This window comes from Paenibacillus pabuli NBRC 13638 (assembly GCF_001514495.1).
In the GTDB taxonomy this organism is placed as follows: Bacteria; Bacillota; Bacilli; order Paenibacillales; family Paenibacillaceae; genus Paenibacillus; species Paenibacillus pabuli.
Genome location: NZ_BCNM01000012.1, coordinates 23847 through 46101 on the forward strand (window position 1 = coordinate 23847; position 22255 = coordinate 46101).

General features: G+C 41.6%; 23 protein-coding genes. All 23 read left to right on the forward strand.

Annotation, left to right across the window (positions count from 1 at the left end; all coding sequences use genetic code 11):
- The first annotated feature begins 52 nt into the window (after nucleotides 1-52).
- The 23 genes from PPA03S_RS16905 to PPA03S_RS17015 all read left to right on the forward strand — a co-directional run bounded on the left by PPA03S_RS16905 (nucleotide 53) and on the right by PPA03S_RS17015 (nucleotide 22221).
- Nucleotides 53-856: an N-acetyltransferase gene (locus PPA03S_RS16905; protein ID WP_062324474.1), complete on the forward strand. Its 804-nt coding sequence runs from the start codon at nucleotides 53-55 to the stop codon at nucleotides 854-856.
- 60 nt (nucleotides 857-916) lie between these two features.
- Nucleotides 917-1195 carry a hypothetical protein gene (locus PPA03S_RS16910; protein ID WP_062324475.1) on the forward strand — a complete coding sequence of 93 codons (279 nt, stop codon included), beginning with the start codon at nucleotides 917-919 and terminating at the stop codon, nucleotides 1193-1195.
- A 92-nt stretch (nucleotides 1196-1287) separates the two neighbouring features.
- On the forward strand, nucleotides 1288-1995 hold the full coding sequence (locus tag PPA03S_RS16915; RefSeq protein ID WP_062324476.1) for a metallophosphoesterase family protein: 708 nt from the start codon (nucleotides 1288-1290) through the stop codon (nucleotides 1993-1995).
- Nucleotides 1996-2211: 216 nt separating this feature from the next.
- The gene (locus tag PPA03S_RS16920) at nucleotides 2212-3318 is read left to right on the forward strand and encodes a kanamycin nucleotidyltransferase C-terminal domain-containing protein (RefSeq protein ID WP_245683651.1); all 1107 of its coding nucleotides are present in this window, start codon (nucleotides 2212-2214) and stop codon (nucleotides 3316-3318) included.
- A gap of 169 nt (nucleotides 3319-3487) precedes the next feature.
- Entirely contained in the window at nucleotides 3488-4027 is a 540-nt protein-coding gene (locus PPA03S_RS16925; protein ID WP_062324478.1) for a GNAT family N-acetyltransferase, read from the forward strand.
- A gap of 72 nt (nucleotides 4028-4099) precedes the next feature.
- A complete protein-coding gene (locus tag PPA03S_RS16930; RefSeq protein ID WP_062324479.1) occupies nucleotides 4100-4894 on the forward strand; it encodes an aminoglycoside phosphotransferase family protein in 795 nt (264 codons plus the stop codon).
- 26 nt (nucleotides 4895-4920) lie between these two features.
- Nucleotides 4921-5382, forward strand: coding sequence for a GNAT family N-acetyltransferase (locus tag PPA03S_RS16935; protein WP_062324480.1), 462 nt, complete (start codon nucleotides 4921-4923; stop codon nucleotides 5380-5382).
- Nucleotides 5383-5554: 172 nt separating this feature from the next.
- Nucleotides 5555-6109 (forward strand): GNAT family N-acetyltransferase, encoded by a 555-nt coding sequence (locus PPA03S_RS16940; RefSeq protein ID WP_062324481.1) that lies wholly within the window; start codon nucleotides 5555-5557, stop codon nucleotides 6107-6109.
- 64 nt (nucleotides 6110-6173) lie between these two features.
- Nucleotides 6174-6650 carry a GNAT family N-acetyltransferase gene (locus PPA03S_RS16945; RefSeq protein ID WP_062324482.1) on the forward strand — a complete coding sequence of 159 codons (477 nt, stop codon included), beginning with the start codon at nucleotides 6174-6176 and terminating at the stop codon, nucleotides 6648-6650.
- 172 nt (nucleotides 6651-6822) lie between these two features.
- Nucleotides 6823-7752 carry a PLP-dependent cysteine synthase family protein gene (locus tag PPA03S_RS33965; RefSeq protein ID WP_082704188.1) on the forward strand — a complete coding sequence of 310 codons (930 nt, stop codon included), beginning with the start codon at nucleotides 6823-6825 and terminating at the stop codon, nucleotides 7750-7752.
- An 82-nt stretch (nucleotides 7753-7834) separates the two neighbouring features.
- A complete protein-coding gene (locus PPA03S_RS16955; protein WP_217998947.1) occupies nucleotides 7835-8155 on the forward strand; it encodes a hypothetical protein in 321 nt (106 codons plus the stop codon).
- A 151-nt stretch (nucleotides 8156-8306) separates the two neighbouring features.
- On the forward strand, nucleotides 8307-8837 hold the full coding sequence (locus PPA03S_RS16960; protein ID WP_217998948.1) for an alpha/beta hydrolase: 531 nt from the start codon (nucleotides 8307-8309) through the stop codon (nucleotides 8835-8837).
- 79 nt (nucleotides 8838-8916) lie between these two features.
- A complete protein-coding gene (locus PPA03S_RS16965; RefSeq protein WP_062324485.1) occupies nucleotides 8917-9855 on the forward strand; it encodes a GNAT family N-acetyltransferase in 939 nt (312 codons plus the stop codon).
- A gap of 342 nt (nucleotides 9856-10197) precedes the next feature.
- Nucleotides 10198-10719 (forward strand): DinB family protein, encoded by a 522-nt coding sequence (locus tag PPA03S_RS16970; protein WP_062324486.1) that lies wholly within the window; start codon nucleotides 10198-10200, stop codon nucleotides 10717-10719.
- A gap of 57 nt (nucleotides 10720-10776) precedes the next feature.
- A complete protein-coding gene (locus PPA03S_RS16975; RefSeq protein WP_062324710.1) occupies nucleotides 10777-12243 on the forward strand; it encodes an amidase family protein in 1467 nt (488 codons plus the stop codon).
- A gap of 321 nt (nucleotides 12244-12564) precedes the next feature.
- Entirely contained in the window at nucleotides 12565-13446 is an 882-nt protein-coding gene (locus PPA03S_RS16980; RefSeq protein WP_062324487.1) for an AraC family transcriptional regulator, read from the forward strand.
- Nucleotides 13447-13468: 22 nt separating this feature from the next.
- Nucleotides 13469-14740, forward strand: a complete 1272-nt coding sequence (locus tag PPA03S_RS16985) for an ABC transporter substrate-binding protein (protein WP_062324488.1) — start codon at nucleotides 13469-13471, stop codon at nucleotides 14738-14740.
- Nucleotides 14741-14830: 90 nt separating this feature from the next.
- Nucleotides 14831-15736 carry a carbohydrate ABC transporter permease gene (locus PPA03S_RS16990; RefSeq protein WP_062324489.1) on the forward strand — a complete coding sequence of 302 codons (906 nt, stop codon included), beginning with the start codon at nucleotides 14831-14833 and terminating at the stop codon, nucleotides 15734-15736.
- On the forward strand, nucleotides 15736-16560 hold the full coding sequence (locus PPA03S_RS16995) for a carbohydrate ABC transporter permease (RefSeq protein ID WP_062324490.1): 825 nt from the start codon (nucleotides 15736-15738) through the stop codon (nucleotides 16558-16560). Before PPA03S_RS16990 ends, PPA03S_RS16995 begins: the two co-directional genes overlap by 1 nt.
- A 5-nt stretch (nucleotides 16561-16565) precedes the next feature.
- Nucleotides 16566-19121, forward strand: coding sequence for a hypothetical protein (locus tag PPA03S_RS17000; RefSeq protein WP_062324491.1), 2556 nt, complete (start codon nucleotides 16566-16568; stop codon nucleotides 19119-19121).
- Nucleotides 19122-19156: 35 nt separating this feature from the next.
- Entirely contained in the window at nucleotides 19157-20227 is a 1071-nt protein-coding gene (bglB, locus tag PPA03S_RS17005; protein WP_062324492.1) for a beta-galactosidase BglB, read from the forward strand.
- Between the two features lie 456 nt (nucleotides 20228-20683).
- Nucleotides 20684-21136, forward strand: coding sequence for a hypothetical protein (locus PPA03S_RS17010; RefSeq protein ID WP_062324493.1), 453 nt, complete (start codon nucleotides 20684-20686; stop codon nucleotides 21134-21136).
- 227 nt (nucleotides 21137-21363) lie between these two features.
- A complete protein-coding gene (locus PPA03S_RS17015) occupies nucleotides 21364-22221 on the forward strand; it encodes an MBL fold metallo-hydrolase (RefSeq protein WP_062324494.1) in 858 nt (285 codons plus the stop codon).
- Nucleotides 22222-22255: the final 34 nt, after the last annotated feature.

Sequence of the window (22255 nt, forward strand, 5' to 3'; positions counted from 1 at the left end):
GTATTTTGTTGGGAATTAAAACAGATCTCCCTACATTTATTGGAGGTAAAAAATGAATACATTAATTCCATCTATAGATTTAATTGAAGAAATTGAAATCTCTGAAATCGATTATATGACAGATCGGATGCTTGCTATACAAGGTCGGGACTCTAATCCAGAAGGAATTGAGATTCAGCAATTTGGAAATGCCATCTGTTTCTACAGTAAAACCATGCCATGGCCCACGTTTAATACGGTGAAGGGCTTAACAAATAATGATCTGGAACACCTGGGTGCTATCATTGATTTTTATAGACAGCGTGATCGAAAGGTTCAGTTCGAAGTCATTCCATCTGTGGTGGATCAGCACTTTTTGAAACGATTAACCGACTTAGGCATGTATGCATCGGGATTTCACTCATCTCTGATCACCGAGCCACAAGAAAAAAAGAATCAATCTGATCATATCCGAATTCAAGAACTTGAAGAGGATCAATTCGAGCTATACGCGACCATTCATTGCAGGGGGACCGGTTTGTCGGATGACGGTATCCCTTATGTCGCCCAGAATAATAAGGTTCTTTATCACCGTCCAGGTTGGAAATTTTACATCGCATATGTCAATGACATTCCTGCAGCGGTAAGTGTTCTGTTTATTAAAAATCAAAAGGCATCCTTAACCTTTGCAGCAACATTACCTGAGTTTAGAAATCAGGGTGTACATCAGCAGCTTTTGAATCGAAGAATAACGGAAGCCTTGAAGGAATGTAATCTGGTGGTAGGGCAATGTTCATTTTTATCTCAAAGTCATCGAAATATGGAGCATGTGGGCATGAAGTTGGGATATATCCGAACAGCATGGACTGAAAGATAGAGTCAGATTATAGGCTTGGCCTAAAAGATGGATTAAATAAAAGGAAATGGGTGATCGCTCATGAACAATACAAATAAAATCCTGGGTGTCGTTCTCATGATTAGCAGTATATTTATAGCAACCATAGATAGAATCTCGGTGAGAATATCCACAGCCATACTGGAAGCGGGATACGCTTCAAGTGGGAAGACACGCGAGTTAATGCCCGCAAACGATATGGGTTTTACGGGGCTTCTCATATACTTCCTGTTTTTCGTCGGATTTGTGCTATTGGTTTCTGGTTTCCCGGGAAGTTCCAGAAAGGATAAAACCAATAAGCACACCAAGAACCATATCTAGTGGTGCATAAGAATGATATGCTCATGAAAATGAAGGAATAAGAAGTGCTTGCAGCCCTGTTCTTATTGGTTGTGTGCAGTAAAGGAGATCGTATGACACGTACACTTATCATTAGCGACATTCATGGATGTATGGATCAGCTAAATGAAATGCTGCATCTCATCCAATTCAATTCCGTAGAGGATCAGTTAATTTTACTTGGAGATTATGTAGATCGTGGTCCTCATAGCAAGGAAGTTGTGGATAAGGTCATTGAGCTGGTGCAGAAGCATCATGCTATTGCCTTACGAGGGAACCATGATCAGCGATTAGTTGATCTGATTAATGATCCCAGTCACCTGGTGCAATCCAAGTTTTTGGAACATGGAGGCGTTCAAACCCTTCAAAGTTATTGTGGTTCCAATGAAATTTCTGACGAGATACTGATACAGTCCAGAGAAAGAATAAAGTCACAGTATGGTCATCACATTGAATTTTTGGCTGGATTACCTTTATATTACGAGGACCATGATCACATTTATGTGCATGCGGGATTGAATCCCAATTATGTGGATTGGAAGAGTCAGCCTGAACATGACTTTATGTATATCAAGGACGAGTTTATTAGATCCGATTTTCATTTACACAAGAGAATTATATTTGGACATACGAGAACGATTGATATTCATGGCAAACCGGATATCTGGTTTCATAAGGACAAGATAGGCATTGATGGTGGGTGTGCATATGGCCTGCAATTAAATGCATTGATTTTTCAAGAGGGATCTTACAAAACAGAGCGGATCATGAATTTAAAATAGACAAGACAGGACGCCGCCAATGCCAACGATAGACACCACATTACTTCAGCCTGAAGAAGTAGCCAAGCATATAAAGGAATGGGTTTTGATAAATTGGTGAGGGAGTTATCCTTCAGAAGGCAGTTGTATTTAGCAGCGTCAAACTCTAGCAGTGTCTCCCTGAAATATTTCAGGGTTGAGGGGAAGACGTGTACATAAGGAGGAAACGAACAAGTGATGGATGTTTTTAGTGTAGCTGATATTATCATCAACCGTATTAAGCGTGAATACTCGCAGGATGTTGCTATTGTTGGATATTATGGATCGTATCTGCAAGGAAGGGCGACAGAGAGATCGGATCTGGACTTCTTTTTCATACCAGCCACAACTAGAGGAAAAGAACTTGAACTGCAATTCATCATAGACGGCATCAGTTTCGATTTTTATCCTATTGAATGGAGCCGTGCTGAAAGAATGGCGGCATTGGAGGACTGGAATACGACGATCATTGCGGATTGTAAGTTATTGTATGTCAGATCAGAAGAAGATCGGGAGAGATTCCTTCAACTCCGTGAGAATATAGCAGCTATGAAGGACCCCTCCAGAGCTGGTGCGTTAATAAATCAAGCTGAGCATATTTTGAAGGATTGTTTTCTTATTTTGGATAAATTAAGGCGTGCTGGAGCTTCCCTGAATCTGTCTTATAGTCGAACCTTGGCACAGGAGATCGCTGGTCATTTGTTCAAATGTCTTGGTTATATGAATCAAACGTATTATACACGCAGTTGGGGCCATTATCGCGAACAAGTCAGCAATCTTTCGGTAAAGCCGGATCAATTGGATGTATACTTGGATACCATAATGTTCAGTCATTCACCAGCTGAGATCGTATCTGCTTGTGAGCAGTTGGTTATGGAAACGCTTGAGCTGCTCTCCGAACAAAGAAAACAGCAGAAAGAAACTCGCTCTTACCCGGATCGGATGAAGGGGTTTTATGAAGAGGAACGAGGAATGCTGAACAAATTGTTGACCGCGTGTGAAAAGAGACATTATGAGACTGCTTTTTTCGTGGCGATTGGTACGCAGGATAGTATCGCACGAATGTTATATGCTGCTGAAAAAGGCCGCTGGCCCGGTTACTTTGATTCCAGAGCGTACCGGGAACTCTATGACCAAATGGGGTATCCGGATCTGACAAATCTTCTTGATCCAGCGGACTTTGAACCATTACGTATCGCTACCTTGCAGCTTATAGAGAAGCTGGAGCATCATATTACGTCTGAAGGGGTGCCGTTAAACAACTTTACGTCAGTTGCGGAATTTGAATCCTTTTATAGGAGTTGAGGGAATGGAAGTTTAAACAGGTAATAGGTTTGACGTCTACCGAGGGGGATGAAATAGCCCAGTTTTGGATTTTACAGAAAAGGGGTATGGAATTCATATAATCCCCCAAATCCTTTTGTATACTAAGTTTGCTTGATATAGCGAACGAAAGGATTAGGTGGTAGACAACATGTTGAAAAAACGCGACTTGCACGAATGCCATTCACTTTACGGCTTAATGACAGATCCTATGGTGTTTCCTTACGTTCGTTATCCTTGTAAGTCGTATGAGGAATATGTATTCATGACCCAACAGTTAATCATAGAGGAAGAACAGGGTACAGCGATATCCAGAACTATTCTTAACGAAATGGGACATCCCATTGGTACTATTGATCTGTATAACATTGCGGAACAAACCGGATTTTTGGCTACATGGATGGGCGCATCGTATTTTGGAAAAGGGTATAACCAAAGAGCGAAGGAGTCCTTCTTCGTTGAACTGTTTCTTGAACAGCATATGGAAAAGGTATTTATGAAGATCCGCAAACAAAATATCCGATCCATGAAAGCGGTAGCAAAGTTACCGTACGTACATTTGGCTAATGCAACAAATTGCGAAGTATATCAATCCATAAATAGCGGTCAACATCGGTATGATCTGTATCAGGTGGAGCGCACGGAATTTTTGGAAAACATGGAGGGTTTACGGCACGTGGTTGCCACATAGCCTATCTATAAAAGGGTACAAGGGCAGGGTGAATTCTGCTCTGGATAAGGAATCTCTCAAGGAGGAATGCGTATGTCGGAACGGGAGGAAGCTTTGACAGGAGGCAACGTGAATCAGGTTGTAAAAGTAGGGAACACGGTGCGACGAAGTACCAAGCCTAACCCATACGTGAACGAACTGCTGTTACATCTGGAGAATGTGGGTTATGGAAACGCCCCTCGCTATTTGGGAGTTGATGAGCAGGGCAGAGAGATGCTCTCTTACCTGGAAGATAACGTTCCAGGCAATGACTACCCAGAGATCGAGGTAAATATGTGGTCGGATGAGGCGCTGATCGCAGTAGCAAAGCTCTTGAGAAGTTATCATGAGGCGACCGTGGGATTTGCAGCCTCTTCACCGTCCCGTTATCCCTATCCAGAAACGTCCCGACATGAAGTGGTATGTCATAATGATTTTGCATTATATAATATTGTTTATAAAGACGGTTTTCCATCAGGAATTATTGATTTTGACATGGCAGGCCCAGGTCCGCGTATATGGGATATCGTATACAGCATGTATACCGCTGTCCCACTAGCAGGTTTTTCACCAGGGAATGATGAGCGGAAAGTCGTTCCGTATAATAAAGAGGATCATGCATCTGAACGGAAAAGACGTATAGCTTTGTTTTTTAATGCTTACGGTATGAATGTGCCTGCGGATTTGAAAGAATGGGTAATCTCTCGTATTCGCTTCATGTGTACCACGTTAATGGAGCGCGCTGCGTTGGGGGAAACGGCTTTTATCAAAATGATTGAAGAGGGGCATTTGGCTCATTATGAGAATGAAGTGAGGTTCCTTGAGAAGCATTTTGGTGACTGGAGTTAATCGAAAAAAATGAAACGAGTGATATTATGGTGATCCAATTAATACCTACTACAAGAGAGAACTGGAAAGATGCATTAAACCTACAAGTTCAAGTCAATCAAAATCATTATGTTCCGTCAGTAGCGGTGTCTCTAGCGAAAGTGCACATTCGACCCGATGGAGACGAGTACAAGTATCTACCATTTTGCATATATAATATAGAGGGCAGCTTGGTGGGTTTTGTCATGATCACCGTTGATGAAGCAACATCTTGGTCCTATTGGATGAATGGTTTTATGATCGATGTAAACTATCAAGGTAAGGGATATGGAAAAGCAGCGATAGATTCTGTAATTAAATATATAAAAGAGAACTACGTCCATAGCAAGTGTTTGAATTTAACGGTATGTGCAGATAATGAAGCTGCCAGAAAGCTGTATGAAAAAATGGGATTCACTGAGACCGGAGACGTCTATGATGGTGAAATTGTATATCGATTCGTTTTTTAGAGATAACCAGGAGATCCAGCTCATTGTAACCGCTGATGACGGGACATGGGATGTGTATATGGATTACTTGGAAATCAATGAATAATCTCAAGGCCTATATACGGATATGGTATTCTAAGAAGATCCCGTCGGGTTGACCCGGCGGGATTCAGGGATTTTGGGAGGGGATATCATGGAGATCAAAAGAATAGAGAATCTATCCAATGAAGATTGGCTTCAACTTGGAAGCTTTGGATATAAATCCACTCAAAAATATGAGCTTACAAAAGAAGAAACACAAGGCTCATTCAGTATGCATTTAACCCTAACAAACTTGGATGACATTTACGAGAAAGAAGAATTGAACAATACAGACGATTTGAAACGATATGAAGAAATCATAAAAATGGGATTTTCTTATGGACTATATATCAGTGGTAGTCTAATCGCACTCGCCATTGTCGAACCCCAACATTGGAATAATACAATGATGATATGGCATTTTCAGGTGAATGAAAAATACATAAGAAAAGGATATGGGAGGCTGCTAATCAATAAAGTGAATGAAATTGCCAAGGAAAATGGATTCAGAGCGATCACGTTAGAAACCCAGAATACCAATGTTCCTGCAATCCATTTTTACATGCAATGTGGTTATCAAATTGAAGGAATTGATGTATCACTATATACAAATAATGATAGCCACAACAAAGAAATAGCATTGTATATGAGAAAGAAGATCGATTAAGAGTAACTGGGCATTACCTTGAAATCGCTTTAAATCTATGACGTTTGATGAGGAGAGGGTCGGAATGATTTCGCTTAGAAAAATAACACTAGATAACCGACGATCTATATTTAACTTGGAAGTTTCAGAAGAGCAGCGTCAATATGTTGCATCCAACCTTTCAAGTGTAGCATCGTGTTATGTTCTTACAACCAATGGCGGCTCCCCATTCCCACTTGCCATTTATGCAGATGAGCAACCTGTAGGTTTTGTAATGATAACTTACGGAATCACGGGTTATGATCTTCCTGTCATTGCTGATAATAACTATTGTATTTTGCGACTGATGATTGACAAGCAGCACCAGAGCATGGGCTATGGCCGGGAAGCATTAAAGAAAATATTGGAGTTTATTCGAACTTTCCCAGCTGGTCCTGCACGTTATTGTTGGATTCCATATAGTCCTGATAACTTGGCTGCCAAAAAGCTATATGAGAGCTTTGGATTCCATGAAAATGGTGAAGTGTGCCACGACGAGCTCATAACCGTATTGGAACTTTGATTTCTATCTTTAGAGAGGGGATTTTATAACAAAGGTTTCACGCTCAGTCTAATAACTCTTGCTTCCCTGTATCATAAAGTAAAAGTTCAACAGTTGTATTTTTTTACCATGCATGATAACCTGATATTAAAACCAACTGTTTTAGTTGGAAATGTATCTTGGAGGTATAATCATGACGAATATCGCGAAGAATCTCACAGATCTGATCGGTAATACACCACTATTGGAGCTTTCTAATTTTGTGAGAAAGTATCAAGTTGAGGCGAAGATCATTGCCAAATTGGAATACTTTAATCCAGCAGGTAGTGTAAAAGATAGAATCGGATATGGCATGATTAAAGATGCTGAAGAGAAGGGGTTAATTAACCAAAATTCAGTGATCATAGAACCGACGAGCGGAAATACAGGTGTAGGGCTTGCTTTTGCAGCTGCAGCATTAGGATACAGATTAATCATAACACTTCCTGAGAGTTTCAGTGTAGAACGTAGGAAGCTGTTGATTGCTCTGGGAGCAGAACTAGTTCTTACACCTGCCACAGAAGGAATGTCCGGAGCTATCAAAAAGGCTGAAGAAATTGCAGCTACAATCCCTAACTCATTTATACCCCAACAGTTTAAAAATCCAGCAAATCCACAAGTACATAGGGTAACAACCGCAGAAGAGATTTGGAGAGATACGGAAGGGAAAGTGGATATTTTTATTGGTGGAGTTGGTACAGGCGGAACCATATCTGGAGTTGTAGAGTTAGGTAGTTACGATTTCGTTTCATCACCAGCTGATGTAGAGGTTCTAGTAGAAGGAACCGGTAAACAAAACATAATTGGAGACAGAGTCTCTACCAAGATAAAAATTGTAAACATCTTATTTAACAATACCTCCAGTAATCTTGTTAAGGGAAGTGAGATTGAAGCTAGTGAGTATTTCGTAGTGAATCATAATAGACAAGTGGGTGGGCTGCAATGGATCCCAGGAAGAAGTATCTTCAGTATGGGCACAAGCTACAAACGATTGGAGAAAGGTGAACAAAAAACAATTTACTTAAAATTTAATAAAGAAACAAATCAATTTTGGATAATGCCTGAAGAGATAGTTATACAGTGAATGGAAGGCTAAACAATGAAGCTATGGCAGCGTATATTCAATTCGATCTACATACGTTGGAGTGAAGAAAAATAGTATAAGGGTGAATGCAGTGACTGTTGGAAGAAAGGTTTTTGTTTTAAAGGATAAATCACGTATTGATCCGATAAGTAAGGAAACCAGGGAAGTGCTCATTAGTATATACTATCCTTCCAATCCCGTGGAACAGGAGATGAAGTATACTTCGTTATTTGAACCTAATATCTCTTTAGCTGTTGATATGCTCTCTAGTATGGGAGTGGATAAGGATTATATTCGTAATCTGGATACAAAAATACATAATGATGAGCGTCTTGATATCACTGCGAAAAACTGTCCCATTATTTTTATAGCTCCGGCTTTTGGTGTAGTTAGCCACCCATGAATCTATATTTTCAACTTTTCCTGACGGACGTTTTGTCCAGCAATCTAATGAGATATCCGAAATAGACAGTTTAGATATTCATTCTTGGAAACAATTATTGAAGCTTAGAGTTGAAGATATTCGTTGGGTTCTGAACAATGTAGATGAGGTCTTGGATTCAGATAAGGATCTAAGAGCCATAGTCGATGTGAATGAAATGGGGATCATTGGTCATTCATTAGGTGGAGCTGCTGCTTATGAATTGCTTAAAAGTGAAAAGGGAATTAAGGCTAGTATTCTATTAGATCCTAGTTTCCATTTAATGACGACGAGTAAGGAAGAGGGAGTATCTGTTCCGTTATTGGTAGCTCGGCAAGAGAAATGCTCGTTTGAAGAACTGGAAAATGAAATCTCTCCAGACCTATTACCTTTGTTACTGAGTGGGTATGCGTCTTTGTTTAACTCGAGTGCTCTGAATAGTTCATTTATTAAACTAAACGGTGCTCATCATATGACTTTTAGTGATATCCCGATACATTACAACGAAGATGGGATAGAACACAAGCATTCCACTATTAATAAGTATATTACTGCTTTCCTTGAGGAGCATTTAAAGAAGGAAGAAAGTAAATGTCATGAGCTGCTGAAAAATAAGATTAATGATGGAATTGATCAAGTAAATTGTATAGGACATGTTATTTAAGGAGGGTACTTGAAATGGTTAGATAACACACGCCTAAAATATTTTAGAGGTAGTTAGCATTAATAAGGAGGAATAACGCGTGGAATTAAATCATTGGTCCGAGGAACTTAATTCTTATGATTTATCAAATGAATATTCCATTCAAAAGGCTGAGCCCGAAGAATGGGGAGTATATTGTTCTGTCTATTATAATATGGCCTATATTGGATTTTTCAGAGAAGAAGGCTTCAATGTTTCACGGAATAACTCTTTTTGGATTTATAAAGGAGAATCAAAGATCGGTGGGGTAAGGATGGCACCCAATTCGTTATATCATCTATTCTTTATTCCCCCATTCAATGATTCATTTAAGGTACTGAAGCTTCTTAAAAGATTACTCATAAAGTGGTCTGATGCAACTCAACGTATCAAGATATATGAAGTTCTCCCCGATCAAGTACATTTATTTACGAGGGCTGGATTCTGGCCAGATGAGTTCAGATGTCACTGGATGCAGCGCCCGACAGATCATTTCAATGTGCATTGGGATCATGATCTTATAGTTAAGAGCCCCGAAATTATTGAGAATGAAACGGGTGCCAAGCAATACATCAATGAAGATGAAATCGCGCAGTGTGACTTCGACAGCTTTGTAGGCGGTTTTGAAGCCTTGCGGAGAAAAAAGTCGTCCTTGGAAGACTTTATCCCAAACGAAGAAATTCATTATACCAATGAAAACCTCACTAAAGCTTCTACACTTGTATATGATAAGAATACTGGACAGCTTGTAGCCAACTGTCGCCTTTGTTTGCAGGACAATCAAGCAGCAGTATACAGCATCGGAGTCACCCCCGCCTACCGGGGCAAAGGACTCGCGACACGCATGCTGCAAAGAGCCCTGACCGAACTTAAAGACAAGTATCCTGTTCTACGGTTATATGTCATGGAAGGCAATGATGCCGAATCAGTCTATTTTAATCTTGGATTTGTTGCGGGAGTACAAGAGATACAAACGATGTATATTCCTGCAAATGAATAAGTCTTCATTAAATTTAATCAACTAACAAACCCGAGAGGATCTTTTGGTCGGGTAGCGTCTTTTTCAGTAACTAAAAAAAGTTGTGGGTGAAACTCAAAATGAAGATAGCCATTATTACGGATATCCATGGTAATCGTCGTTCTGTTGCTTGAGGAAAGGAGGTTATTATTGGAGACTATATTAATGTTAGTAGTGTCTTTGTTTCTTGGTATTTTTGTTGTGAAAATTGGAATGGATAATTCCAAGAGTAACCAGTACACCAAAGAAATACTGCAAGAATTAAGAGAGATCAAGGAGATTCTAAGAGATCAACGATGAAGACAAGATCGAGGAGGCGTTAGGGTGCTTTATGATTTAAAAGGCGAAGCCAACATGTCACCTGTTGTTGGGATGTTATATTCTGCGGTGAAAGAAAACAGCCAACGACTCCAACGTATCACGGACGGTATGTCGCAAGAAGAAATAGATTATAAAGGACCTAGTAACCACTTTAACAGTACTGCTCAATTAATAAAACATATCACCTTCGTCGATCTGAATTGGGTTTATCGAATAAAGGGGCTACCACTTCCTCAGACCTTAAGAGAGCAACATGGCCCCATGATTGATGAAAATGGCAGACTTCCAGTGGTTCAAGGGGTGCCTTTGAGTACACTTATGTCAACATATGAAGGTGTCATAACGATGTTGAAGGACGTATGTACACAGTTAACGGATAATGATCTAATAAAGCTTGTTACTTTTGGTCATGAGAATGAAAAGCAAGCAACCATTCGCTGGGGCATATGGCATATCGCTGACCATAGTCGTTATCATCAAGCACACATGAATCAACTTCGAAGATGGTATCAAGAAGCTCACTAAAGAACGATGAAAAAGCGGTATGGTGCATACGTTAAGATACAAAGAAAAGGTGAGGATATGGAAAATTTATTTGAAATGGATCATATCATTATTGAGGAAAATACAATCTTTGAAATACAAGCTGCTATGGAAAAAGGAGAGCTCTGCTCAAGAGACCTGGTCTTGTATTATTTGTATCGTATTGCACAATTGGACCAAAATGGTCCAAAGATTAACTCCGTATTGGAAATAAACCCAGATGCAATCTTTATTGCGGAGGCCATGGATAATGAAAGGAAATCAGTGGGGGCGAGAGGACTTTTGCACGGGATTCCGGTTCTGTTGAAAGATAACATAGAAACTAACGATAAGCTACATACAACCGCTGGAGCACTGGCTTTGGAAAACCACATCAGTTCTAAGGATGCTTTTCTTGTCACCAAGCTAAGGCAAGCTGGGGCAGTCATACTTGGAAAAACAAATATGACAGAATGGGCAAATGGCATGTCATCGGATATGTGGGCAGGATACAGCGCTAGAGGTGGACAAGTTTTAAATCCTTATGGCGATTTTTTTCCAGGGGGTTCGAGTACGGGTTCCGCTGCTGCGGTAGCTGCTAACTTTACGATGGTTTCCGTAGGAACGGAAACATCTGGTTCCATATTAAGTCCATCCATTCAGAACTCTATTGTTGGTATCAAGCCAACTGTAGGTTTAATAAGCCGTGGTGGAATAATACCGTTCTCATACTCGCAAGATACTGCTGGTCCAATGGCAAGGACTGTAACAGATGCAGCAATCCTACTAGGGATACTTTCAGGAAAAGACGAGGATGACCCGGTTACTTGGAAAAATCCGTATTCTACAATAGACTACACAACATGTTTAGACCTCAATGGGTTGAAAAATGCAAACATAGGCATCTTCAGAAAAGCCCCCCTTACACGATATCGTGATAACGAAGAATATGATGAAGTTCTATTTGAGAACGCTGTAAACCAGTTCAAAGAAGCTGGGGCTAATATTATTGAAGATATAGACATCCCATCGTTTGATCGGAAGTGGGAGTGGAACAAGTTGAATAATGAATTTAAGGTTAGCGTTGAACATTATCTGCAAAGTCTTCCAGTGCAACTACCTGTCCATACCCTCAGTGAATTAATCGAATGGAACAAGCAAAATGCAGAAAGGGCTTTAAAATATGGGCAAAACCTTCTCGAATATAGAGAACAGTTGAATAATCCATTGAATAATTCGAATTACACCTTGGAGTTAATAACGGATCTATATCATTCGCAAAATAACGGCATAGATTATGCTGTACATAACTTTGGATTGGACGCCATTGTTTTCCCCTCTTACGTTGGAGCTGATCTTTGTGCAAGGGCCGGGTATCCATCGATCACTGTACCTGCGGGATATAAGGAAAGTGGAAGGCCATTTGGAATCACGTTTGCAGGTAAAGCCTTTAGTGAATCGGTGTTGATTCGTTTTGCCTTTGCCTTTGAACAGGTAACAGCTCATAGAAAAAAGCCGAACTTATAACTTAGAAGAACGTCTAACAACAAGCTTTGAAGTGGCAGAATATAGGCAGGTTTTCTCTCCAAATCATTAGAAAATGATTATCATAAATGTTTGCCAAATTGACCGCGTGATAGCCTATGGGCTGAACAGCGGTTTTTTTGTTTCCATCTTCGAATCCCTATAAATTCCTTTCTAATCATTTTCAACAATCTTGATCAACAATACAGCAATATTGTGCGGATTAGATCGAAATAACTGTGATACAATTCATTGTAAAGCGCTATCATTGTAAATTATTAAACTATATTGCTTTTTATATTCTGAGAAGGGAGAGCTTCATGGATGTTAACCATACACACCCCGACGAATATTGCATTGCAGGAAAATGAAGTTTATGTGCGATCAGAAGCAGATAATTTTCAGGATGAATGGCCTGTTCATACGCATAATGGGTATGAGATTCATTATTTTATTCAAGGAGATGCGACCTTTTTAATCGGTGACCGAATATATAAACCGCAGCCCGGAGATATGTTTATATTCAGAGGTGGCGTGCCCCACCGGATTAATCCTTCAAGAGAGATGGTGTACAAACGAAGTTTCGTCAATTTCACGGAATTATTGCTTTTGGACATGCTTGCGGTCAGTCAATTGGAAAATCTGATGTCCATATTCCGTCATCCCAATGGATTATTGGTGCATTGGCCCCTGGAGGAGCGTGAACACATCACAGGTATATTTAAGGGGATCAAGGAGGAGATGGATGCCGGAAATACAGGGTACAAAACCATGGTCAAATTAAGCCTTACCCAATTGCTACTGCGGATTTATCGGAAAATGACCAGTGAGCGATCCGTAAATGATAGTTTATTTTCTTCCCAGAAACAGACAAGCGTAAGCCGGGTTCTTCATTATTTAAACCAGAACTACACGGATAATGTCTCTTTGGATGAACTGTCCAAAACACTCCATTTGAATAAATACTACATTTGTCATTCGTTCAAAGAGACGACGGGATATACGATAAGCAATTATGTAATACGGAAAAGAGTTGCAGAGGCCAAAAAGTTGTTGCTGTCTACGGATGCACCGATCTTATCCATATCAGAGACACTAGGCTTTAACACACCTGTATATTTTAGCAGGGCCTTTAAACAATATGTGGGTGTTTCCCCACAGGTATTCCGTAAAAGTGAATTACTTAAGGAAGCCAAAATTCATTAAACCCTTCCAAGGAGATGTTGATATGACAAGAAGAACAACGTTTAAGCTCATCACTAGCATGGTATTGGTCATGTTACTCATCGTGCTGACTGCTTGTGCAAATACAGGTACCAATGCTGGTTCAAAACAAGCAACTCTGGATTTCTTGTGGTTCTCTGACGGAAAAGAAGGAGAAGTCATCAAGGAGATCATTAAAGATTATGAGCAGACCAATACCAAGGTTAAGATCAATCTGATTGAAGTCGGCTTCAAGGATATCCAAACCAAATTAAAAACGATGTTATCTGGTGGAAAGCCACCTGCCCTGAGCCGGGTCACGGATACCGGATCATTTGCTAATCAGGCGGTTGATCTGACACCCTACGTGGGCAATGCGGATCAATTCAAGGATCAATTTATTGACTCACTTAAACCTTATTATGTTATTAATGACAAGCTGGTAGCGGCGCCTATGGATGTTACAGCGAATGGGCTTATTTATAACAAAACCTTATTTGATAAAGCGGGCGTCAAAGTACCGACCTCTCCTGATCAGGTATGGACGTGGGATGAATACACCGCTGCGTTAAAAGAGGTTATGGACAAAGGCGGAGCGCGATATGGCATGGTATGGGACGTCACTCCGCATAGATGGTCCACTCTTTTGTATCAGAATGGCGGAAGCATCTTAACGGAGGATGGCACTGCGTCAGCGATTAACAATGAAGCCGGAATCCGTAGCATGGAGCAGTTCAAGCAGCTTCATCAAGAAGGGATCATGCCCGAATCCGTATGGCTCGGAGGGGAAAATCCGAACAACCTGTTCCGTTCCGGGACGGTGGCTACCCACTGGGCTGGCAACTGGATGATCAGCAATTACAAGGATATCACCGATTTTGAATGGGGAGTTACCTACATGCCAAAAGGAACACAACGTTCTTCAGTACCAGGCGGGAAGTTTCTGATGGCTTTCAAAGGCAGCGGATATGAGCAGGAGGCGGCAGAATTTATTGAATACTTAACGTCCAAAGAAGTGAATTCAAAATATAATCAGGAGTCATTGTTTATGAGTCCACGGAAGGACAGCGCTGTCCTGAATTATGAATTTGGCAAGGAGATGTTTGAAATTTTCGCGGATGAACTGAAGAACAGTTCGCCTCTTGCAGCTAATGACTGGTCCAGACAGACAATTATATCCAAAATTACAACGGACCTGAAAAATAATATTGTTGAGGTTCTATCCGATAAGGCAACTCCGCAGGAGGCACTGGATCGAACAGCCAAACTGATTAACGAGGCTATTGGCAGTCAATAAACGTAAAGCCATGTGGTTAATTCGTATAGGGGGCTTAGCGATTCCTGTGAAGCCTCCCTTTCGAATAACGCATAAGGAAGGGGCAAGCAGATGAGTGAAGGACAACCATTAAACAGGAATACGCTGGCAAAACAGAACAGGAAGCTCGTTATTGCTCCTTATCTGTTCATATTACCCAATCTCCTGATCTTTGGAACTTTTATCGTATTTCCCTCTTTATTGGGCCTCTATTATTCCTTCCATGTCTATGATGGATTGAACCCAATGAAGTTCAACGGGCTGGACAATTATATCAAAATTATAGGAGATCGGGAATTTTGGTCGACCATCGGACGAACGGGGATTTATGCAGCAATTGTTGTCCCGCTAATATATGCAGCAGCGCTCGGCATTGCTTTGCTGCTTGCGCGCGAGATTAGAATGCGCGGGTTCTTCAGGGCCGTATTTTACTGGCCGACCATGATTTCTTACATTATCGTAGGATTGACCTGGAAGTGGATTTTCGGAGATTCATTTGGCATTTTGAATCATCTGCTAACCGTGGTTGGTGTGGAACCTGTCGGCTTTTTAACCTCTTCCTTTTGGGCAAATACGGCTGTAATCATCGCGACAGTATGGTCACGTGCAGGCTTTTTCATGGTTATTTTTATCGCGGGTTTGCAGGCTATACCTACGGATTACTATGAGGCTGCCCGTTTGGACGGGGCAACGGGGATCAAGGTGTTTCGCTATATCACCCTCCCGCTTTTGAAGCCAACAAGCTTGCTTGTTGTTATGCTAACTCTGATTGACGCATTCAAAGCATTTCCACTTATGTTTGCGCTTACAGGTGGTGGGCCGGGCAAAGATACCACCTATATTGTTCAATATATTTATGAGATTGGTTTTAACAGGCAGGAGCTTGGCCTGGCCAGTGCCATGTCGGTGATGCTGTTTATCCTTATTGGCGGATTCTCGGCTCTGCAATTCCGTCTATCGAAAGGAGGGGCTGTGTAATGGTAATGAAGCCTATGGTCAAAATCGTCATCTACAGTATGTTAATTGTTGCCGCCGTGGTGTGGCTCCTGCCTGTCCTGTGGGTCGTGATTTCTGCTTTGAAAACGAATAGCGATCTGTACAGCTTCCCTCCCAAGTTGTGGCCTCAGCCGGTCACCTTTGAGCATTTCAAGGCGGCATTCAGGAAAGGCGATTTTGGCTTGTATTTTATGAACAGTACGATCGTAACTCTGAGCTCAACGCTGCTGCTGTTATTGATTAATTCCATGGCAGGCTTTGCATTGGCGAAGTATCGCTTCCGCGGAAGCTCGATCATATTAATCGGTTTTATCTCAACACTCATGATCCCGATTGAGGTAATCATGATTCCCATATTCAAGGTGCTGAGCGCACTGGGGTTGTATAATAGCCTGCTCGCGATTATTATCCCGCCAGCAGCAACCCCTACAGGTGTGTTCCTTATGCGGCAGTATTTGTTGACCGTACCGGACGAGCTGCTGGAAGCTGCCCGGATGGATGGAGCGGGCGAATGGAAAATTTACTGGAGCATTATTCTTCCCATAGCGAAGCCGATTCTTGCGGTGCTCGCGATCTTCTCCTTCATGTGGAGATGGGATGATTTTGTATGGCCGTTAATTGCTATTAGTGATCCATCGAAATATACGATTCAGCTTGCGCTCTCTAATTTTATTGGTGAATACAACGTAGATTGGGGAAGTTTGCTTGCGATGTCTGTAATCACGATGCTTCCGGTATTGATTGTTTTTATGGTTTTCCAGCGTTATTTTGTCAGCGGTATGATTACTTCAGGAATGAAAGGATGAGTTGAATGTCAGATACCACCCGTAGTGGGACGGATACCTTGAATTATAAGCCTATGAGATTAGGTCACAATCAGGTCATTAATCATTGGATGATCAGCGGCATATATACGAAGCCTGTTGCCTTTGTTCCAACAACGATGGAGGGAGATATTAATGATTGGCTTATCGATGGTTTTGCCATTCATGAGAATCCATGCAGAAAGGAATTCGTAGAACATAGGAGAACGCAGCCTGTGAACCGATTTTTTGATTCGTGGAGCGAGTTTCCTAGCCCGGGAGACAGCTTCGTTGGAGAAGAGAACGGGGTGCCTTGGGCACTGTATTCTCCCTGGAATAATCCACGTGTGGAGCAATCAGGATTTTGGTTTGTACCAACACATCTGCGCAGTTACGCGGCGACAAGGCTAATTTCTCCGACTGCTCATACCGCCTCTTTGCGGATTAAGACCTATGGCAGTCTGACGTTGTGGGTGAATGGGGAAATGGTAACGGATTTTGCGCCACTCATGCGTAACAAGGAGCAGGAAATCGTTATTAAAGCTGAACTTGTAGCCGGAATCAATGAGATATATGCCTGCTGGGAGGATCTGGCTGAGCGGGATACGATGTATGCTTTTGCGGTGGAATACCTGGGAGAGGAGGAATTGGTGATTTCCCTGCCCATTGCTTCTCATTTGGCGGAGCCCGTGAAATCCGCAGAGCAAGCCCTCGAACAGGCTTATTTTCCTTCGGATCTCTTCAGAGGTGAGCAGATTAAGCTCAAGCTGCCACTTCCCTTACCGGACATCGTTAGAGAAGTTGATATTCAGTATGGCAATTTTTTTGATGGCACCGAAAATAAGACGATACACATCGCCGAAAAGGAAACGGACCTGGTCCTGGCACATACGAATCAACTCGGTCATCATTACGTATACTTTACGCTGGCTATTTCAGTTTCAAATGTTGTACTAACCAAGAAGTTCGGCTGCCAATCCTATGATACCAGCTATGATGAGGCTGCTCAGCAAGCTGCGGATATTGAAGCCCGCAAATCCCTGGCTCTGCGATGCATTGCCGAGAAGGGCAGTCCCAATATTCATAAGGCCATCGCCATGCTCAAAACAGGAGGCAATCTGCAAGAAGCGGAGAACATTTTGCTTGATGGTGTGGAAGGGATAGAGCAGCGGAAGGATTGCAGTGACTTCTATTTGGTGGGGTTGTTTCGTCTTTGGAGAGATGAACGAAACAGCGGTCTGTTCAGTGAATCGTTCTGGGATCGGGTAAAAGCAAGTATTCTGGGCTATCGATATTGGATTGATGAACCTGGCGATGATGTGATGTGGTTCTTCAGTGAGAACCATGCCTTGTTATTCCATACCAATGAGCTGTTAGCCGGACAGCTGTTTGGGGATGAAACGTTTGGCAACAGCGGTGAATCCGGTGAAGTACATCGTCAAAAAGCAGAGCAGAGGCTTGCCTTATGGTTTGAGCGCTTTTTGGATGAAGGATTGGCAGAATGGAATTCAAGTGCATACATTCCGATTGATGCGGTTGGGTTGTTGCATATCTATGAATTTACCCATAATGAACAGCTCAAGCAGCAAGCGAAAAAGGCAATGGACCTGTTATTCTATTATATTACCGTTCAAATGCATCAAGGAGTCTTGTCTACAACGTTCGGGCGCAGCTATGAGAAGGAATTGCTGGGCAGTTATGCAGCGGGAACAACTTCAATGTGCTGGATCGGTTATGGCGTTGGTCATGTAAACAATTATTCAATCAGCAATGTGGCCTTGAGTTTATCGGATTACATTCCTCCAGCAGCATATCAGGAGCATCTGTTGCTTGGGGAAAATCAGCAATTGGTGTTCGCCAATCAGCAGGGCAAGGGAGGTTACGCCAAGCTCTATCATTGTCGGACAAAGGAATACTCCTTATCCTCAATCATTCGCTTCCGTCCAGGCAAGCCAGGTTATCAGGAGCATGTCCAGCATTTATCTCTGTCACCTGAGGCGCAGATCTGGGTGAATCATCCGGCAGAAATATACAAGCATGGGGATGGTCGGCCTTGCTTCTGGGCTGGGAATGGAATATTGCCCGATGTTGTTCAGCATGAAGGGATCGCTTTGATGATGTTTGATATTCCTGCAGATGAGACGGCTGACTGGACACATGCTTATTTTCCTACCCACTCCTTCACGGAATGGGTAAAGCATGAGAACTGGCATTTTGCCCGTTTGGATAAGGGGTATGCGGCCATATATGCGGCCAACGGGACGAGTATGGAGAGCAGCGGGGTGACAAGAGAGCGTGAGCTTATTTCCCCTGGCTTGCGTAACGCCTGGATTATAAGAGCAGGAAGCGAACAGCAATTCGGGTCATTTGACGCTTTTATCAACCAAGTTCGTTCTGCAAGCCCGCAATTCGATAATCAAGCTTTAACTCTCACTCTAACAGACCCGGTATATGGTCCAATTCAATGGGGAATGAACAAGCCTTTTCATATTCAAGAAGAGGAAATCGTACATGACGGTCATGGAGTGAAGGGACAACTGAAGTTACTGGACATGGAGCGCTGAATCGTGTGCAAGAAACCAAGGGAGTGATAACCAACATGCCGAATCAAATGGTGCTGAAGGAGAGAATAAGCAAGGTATCCCAAGCGATGGAGTCTATGAAAAATACAAGCATCAATGAACAGTTTCCAATTGGACTGATCGACATTCACTTATGGGAATGGCCGCAAGGTGTCGGTCTGTATGGCTTGCTTCAGCTCCATGAGGCAACGAAAGATGCCAAAGTGCTGGAATTTCTCGAATCATGGTACAATGCAAGACTGATGGAAGGATTACCGGAAAAAAATGTGAACACCTGCGCTCCGCTCCTTACTTTGATCTCACTATGCGAGCTGACCGGAAACAGGGAGTACGAACAGGTCTGTGAGGAGTGGAGCAGTTGGATCATGGACGGGCTGCTGCGAACCGGAGATGGGGCGTTTCAGCATATGATCACGGGAGACGCCAATGATGGTCAAATTCTGATTGATACCCTGTTTATGACGGTGCTATTTTTGGCCAAGGCAGGGGTATACTTCAAGAAACCCGACATGGTGGAAGAAGCCAAACGACAGTTCCTTGTGCATATAAAATATCTATACAACAAGAAAACCGGTTTGTTCTATCATGGCTGGGATTTCAATGAAAATCATAACTATGGTGCTGTTCATTGGGGAAGAGGCAATGCATGGTATACGGCGGGAGTTATGGATTTCCTTAATATCGTTCCGATTGAAGACGGGCTGAAGGCCTATCTGTTGGATACAGCAACCGCTCAAGTCAGAGCACTGAGCAAGCTTCAAAGTGAGGATGGCATGTGGCACACCGTGCTGGATGACCCCGCATCTTACAAAGAAACCTCGGCAACAGCAGCGATTGGATACGGCATTCTCAAGGGAATCCGGTATGGATACCTGGATGAATCCTATCGCCAGAATGGCTTGAGGGCGCTTGAAGCGGTGTTGAAACAAATTGATGATCATGGAGTCGTACAGCAGGTGTCCTATGGTACTCCTGTGGGGCAGGATGCTCAGTTTTATAAAGATATACCGATCAGTCCGATGGGTTATGGACAAGCACTTACGTTGTTTATCCTTATTGAGGGCTTGCGGATTCCAGCTGCTGAATAAAATAAGGCGGACTTGTGTGGAGGGTAGGGGATACAGTTTCCTGTATCCTCCTTTTGGTTTGGGGTTATTTTATATTGTAACTTCCTACAATCATGATTGACAATCAACCCAATCCAAATTTCAAGAAGACATTCCGAGCTCTGGCTAAGTAGTTGTGTCTGTCATTTATTTTTTTATGGTATAATAAGGAAAATATACATCGGAAGTACTATTGAAAATATTAATCTCCAACATTTATAGGTCATCGTAATCCGCTAATTATGTTGAAAGTATGTTGATTTATCTATAATTATCCTAAATTTATAATGTTTTTTCGTAATAAAACGATTCAAATATTTAATTTTATGGAATTTATTAATATTTATACATTAGACCTATATACTATTCCATGTTTTAGTAATAAAATTATGTAATTAATTGTAAAAAATGATAATAACTTATAGAGGGGGAATCACATTGTCATTCATAAAAAGTTTAGGTTTTGGAGTAGCTTTGTCATTATTACTCTCTGCAAATTCAGTTAGTGCTGGTGAATTAGAGGATAGAGTAAAAGATACATATAATCTTCCCCTTATCTTTGTGGAGAATCCTGCGGACCCGACTATCACCCCTTTCGATGTTCAACTTATCAGACCAGATAGCTACAGCAGTTACAATGCATACGAGAACTCATTTGCATTGGAGCCTGACAATGGAGAAACCGCTAATCTTTGGATTCAAAATACGAGTACGGATACTATTTATGCCAAAGTTACAGTGGGCAGTCTCTCCCCGCTTGACGTTCCAATTAACAAAGGGACGCAAAAAACACTAACACTAGCGGCTGGAGTCAAAACAAACGTCAAAGTTTATATCTACAGTTCAACGGGGCATAAAATTGATATAAATATCAGTGCCCGACAATTTTAATATAATCATTGATGCAGAGGATATTTCTTATGAGGTTTCCTCTCTTTATTGGAATTCATTTGTATTATAGCGTAGATTGGATACAATTAACATTTGCTATCCATGAGTAAACGAGGGAGGTAATTCCATTGGTAAACCAATAAAATGAGAAAATCTAAATGTAGATTTAAATAGCATGCAGATTTTCTCTCTTATTAATCAAGAATTTACTATAGAGGAGAATGAACATGCTAAATCAAATAAGTGAAACAATCTATTATCTATCTAACCAAAATGACAAAGAAAGACCGACATTGGGGTTAGTTTGCGGTGATAAATATAGTCTTGTCGTTGACGGTGGGAATTCGGTTCAACATGCCAAGGATTTCTTACATGAAATAGAGAAGTTAAATGTTCCACCTGTTAAATATGTGGTCATCACTCATGCACATTGGGATCATTTCTTAGGTATGAATGAATACGGAGCTACGATTATTATGAATAGTCTAACCAGCCAAAAGATGAATGAATGGCGTAGCTTTTCTTATGATGACCGCTCCCTTCAGAAGTACGTGGATTCCAAGAAGATGACCTCACATTGCATGGAAACGATACAACTTGAAATACCGAATAGAGACACATTTCAACTAAGTCCACCGGATATTATTTTTGAAACAACTCTCCATCTGGACCTGGGAAATAAAGTTTGTGTGCTTGAAACCATTCGAAGTACGCATACGGATGATTCAACAGTCGTGTATATTCCGGATGAAAAGGTGTTATTTCTAGGCGACAGTGCATATTGCACAACGACTAACTCCTTATATCATTTTAAGCAGTCTCATTTACTGCCTATGATAGAAGATATTCAGAAATATGATGCAACGCATTTTCTACTTGGTCATGAATCGATCTGTGATCTGGAGGAGATGGACACCCTGTGGAGAGAACTCAGCTTAGCCAATAATGCCGTGAAATGTGCATCCATGGAAAAAGCGATCGAGCGTTTTGAGGCAGCTAATGATCGAACAGCCAATGAAAATGAGCTTTTTTTCTTACAAGGATTTGTGAATGATCAGATATTACAGTCAAAAGCAACGGAATAACTCATGTAGGCTTGAATGGATCTTTGCGTGGGTG

Coding starts and splice junctions, on each gene's coding strand:
- bglB (WP_062324492.1), top strand. CDS start 19,157: ATGCCGAATCAAATGGTGCTGAAGGAGAGAATAAGCAAGGTATCCCAA.
- PPA03S_RS16930 (WP_062324479.1), top strand. CDS start 4,100: ATGTCGGAACGGGAGGAAGCTTTGACAGGAGGCAACGTGAATCAGGTT.
- PPA03S_RS16985 (WP_062324488.1), top strand. CDS start 13,469: ATGACAAGAAGAACAACGTTTAAGCTCATCACTAGCATGGTATTGGTC.
- PPA03S_RS16980 (WP_062324487.1), top strand. CDS start 12,565: ATGTTAACCATACACACCCCGACGAATATTGCATTGCAGGAAAATGAA.
- PPA03S_RS16945 (WP_062324482.1), top strand. CDS start 6,174: ATGATTTCGCTTAGAAAAATAACACTAGATAACCGACGATCTATATTT.
- PPA03S_RS17015 (WP_062324494.1), top strand. CDS start 21,364: ATGCTAAATCAAATAAGTGAAACAATCTATTATCTATCTAACCAAAAT.
- PPA03S_RS16940 (WP_062324481.1), top strand. CDS start 5,555: ATGGAGATCAAAAGAATAGAGAATCTATCCAATGAAGATTGGCTTCAA.
- PPA03S_RS16915 (WP_062324476.1), top strand. CDS start 1,288: ATGACACGTACACTTATCATTAGCGACATTCATGGATGTATGGATCAG.
- PPA03S_RS16975 (WP_062324710.1), top strand. CDS start 10,777: ATGGAAAATTTATTTGAAATGGATCATATCATTATTGAGGAAAATACA.
- PPA03S_RS33965 (WP_082704188.1), top strand. CDS start 6,823: ATGACGAATATCGCGAAGAATCTCACAGATCTGATCGGTAATACACCA.
- PPA03S_RS16905 (WP_062324474.1), top strand. CDS start 53: ATGAATACATTAATTCCATCTATAGATTTAATTGAAGAAATTGAAATC.
- PPA03S_RS16990 (WP_062324489.1), top strand. CDS start 14,831: ATGAGTGAAGGACAACCATTAAACAGGAATACGCTGGCAAAACAGAAC.
- PPA03S_RS16995 (WP_062324490.1), top strand. CDS start 15,736: ATGGTAATGAAGCCTATGGTCAAAATCGTCATCTACAGTATGTTAATT.
- PPA03S_RS16935 (WP_062324480.1), top strand. CDS start 4,921: ATGGTGATCCAATTAATACCTACTACAAGAGAGAACTGGAAAGATGCA.
- PPA03S_RS16920 (WP_245683651.1), top strand. CDS start 2,212: ATGGATGTTTTTAGTGTAGCTGATATTATCATCAACCGTATTAAGCGT.
- PPA03S_RS17000 (WP_062324491.1), top strand. CDS start 16,566: ATGTCAGATACCACCCGTAGTGGGACGGATACCTTGAATTATAAGCCT.
- PPA03S_RS16925 (WP_062324478.1), top strand. CDS start 3,488: ATGTTGAAAAAACGCGACTTGCACGAATGCCATTCACTTTACGGCTTA.
- PPA03S_RS16910 (WP_062324475.1), top strand. CDS start 917: ATGAACAATACAAATAAAATCCTGGGTGTCGTTCTCATGATTAGCAGT.